Origin of the sequence: Okeania sp. SIO2F4, from assembly GCF_010672385.1 — a bacterium.
Taxonomy (GTDB): Bacteria; Cyanobacteriota; Cyanobacteriia; order Cyanobacteriales; family Microcoleaceae; genus Trichodesmium.
Genome location: NZ_JAAHGT010001438.1, coordinates 1 through 1298, shown reverse-complemented (window position 1 = coordinate 1298; position 1298 = coordinate 1). Strand labels below are relative to the sequence as shown.

Genomic DNA, 1298 nt, shown 5'->3' with positions numbered 1-1298 from the left:
AAGCAATAGATGAGGCTATTAGGACATCTCAGTTTATTCAAAATAAATGTTTAAGATATTGGATGGACAATAAAGGTGTAAGTAAATACGGCCTAAATAAATATTGCAAAGTATTAGCTCAAGAGTTAAAGAGTGCTAGGGAACTAAACTCAATGGCTCGACAATCGTCTGCGGAAAGATATTGGTCTGCCATATCTAGATTTTACGATAACTGCAAGAAAAAAGTCAAAGGTAAAAAGGCGGTGCGACCCCGCGACGACGACAGCTCGCTTGCGGAATGCGCACTCCTGTGAGGTTACCCTAAATTTAAAAAGTATTGCCGATCTGTAGAATATAAAACTTCTGGTTGGAAATTATCAGAAAACAGAAAAGCAATTACTTTTTCAGACAAGAAAAATATAGGTATTTTGAAATTCATTGGTACTTATGATTTAAACTACTATCAACTGAACCAAATCAAACGAGTAAGGTTAGTTAAACGCGAGTCGCGGTTATTATGCTCAATTTGCTATTCAAATAGATTTAAAAATAGTAGGGGCATCTATGCGAATCGCCCCCACCAAAAGGAAAAGCCGTAGGTTTAGACGTAGGAATTAAATATTTCTTGGCTGATAGTAATGGTAAAACCATAGAAAACCCTCGATTTTACAGAAAGTCTGAAAAGCAGTTAATAGGGCAAATCGTCAAAAATCTAAGAAGTACAACAAAGGCGCTAAACCACAGTCAAACATACGTCGCCAATCCGACGGCTCCCCTAACCACAAAGCTAGAAATAGATATGCAAGGAAACATTTAAGAGAGGGACGTTGCATGCAACGTCCGTACAGGCAGTGTAGAGAATATGCTAAGAGAGTAGCGTATTGCGTAATCCATTCTAACAACTTGGTGGCTTATGTAGACACGGAGCGGCGTGCCGAAGGCAGATTTAAATGTGAAAGGCATGGTAAGGAATCGACGGCTCATAGGGGGGATTCGCATAGATGCCCCTACAATCAATTAGTGATGTTGCCTGGTCAACTTTTCGACAATGGTTGGAGTATTTGGGAAGCAAGTATGGTAAATTAACTATTGCAGTGCAACCGCAAAATACTTCTCAAAATTGTTCTAATTGCGGTCAAAAAGTGCAGAAATCTCTATCAACTAGAACCCATATTTGTCCTAATTGTGGGTATGTGGAAGACAGAGATATTAATGCAGCAAAAAAAATCCTACAAAAAGCGCTCAGTAGGGTGGGGCACACCGGAACTTACCCTTGGGGAGACACACCCCCTGGCTTGATTGGAGAAATCCTGTCAAGT

The 1298-nt window shown here is 40.0% G+C and carries 3 protein-coding genes and 1 pseudogene; 3 read left to right on the top strand and 1 reads right to left on the bottom strand.

Annotated elements, in window-relative coordinates; translation table 11 throughout:
- Positions 1-293, top strand: a pseudogene (locus tag F6K22_RS43335) (hypothetical protein); the annotation flags it as partial.
- A 2-nt stretch (positions 294-295) separates the two neighbouring features.
- Here F6K22_RS43335 and F6K22_RS43330 read toward each other — a convergent pair.
- Positions 296-418 (bottom strand): hypothetical protein, encoded by a 123-nt coding sequence (locus F6K22_RS43330; protein ID WP_293110936.1) that lies wholly within the window; start codon positions 416-418, stop codon positions 296-298.
- A 186-nt stretch (positions 419-604) separates the two neighbouring features.
- Between F6K22_RS43330 and F6K22_RS43325 the strand changes: the two genes are divergently transcribed.
- Both F6K22_RS43325 and F6K22_RS43320 read left to right on the top strand, forming a co-directional pair.
- Positions 605-796, top strand: a complete 192-nt coding sequence (locus F6K22_RS43325) for a hypothetical protein (RefSeq protein WP_293110934.1) — start codon at positions 605-607, stop codon at positions 794-796.
- Positions 797-980: 184 nt separating this feature from the next.
- Positions 981-1298 (top strand): RNA-guided endonuclease InsQ/TnpB family protein (locus F6K22_RS43320; protein WP_293110932.1); only part of this gene is annotated, 318 nt, incomplete at its 3' end.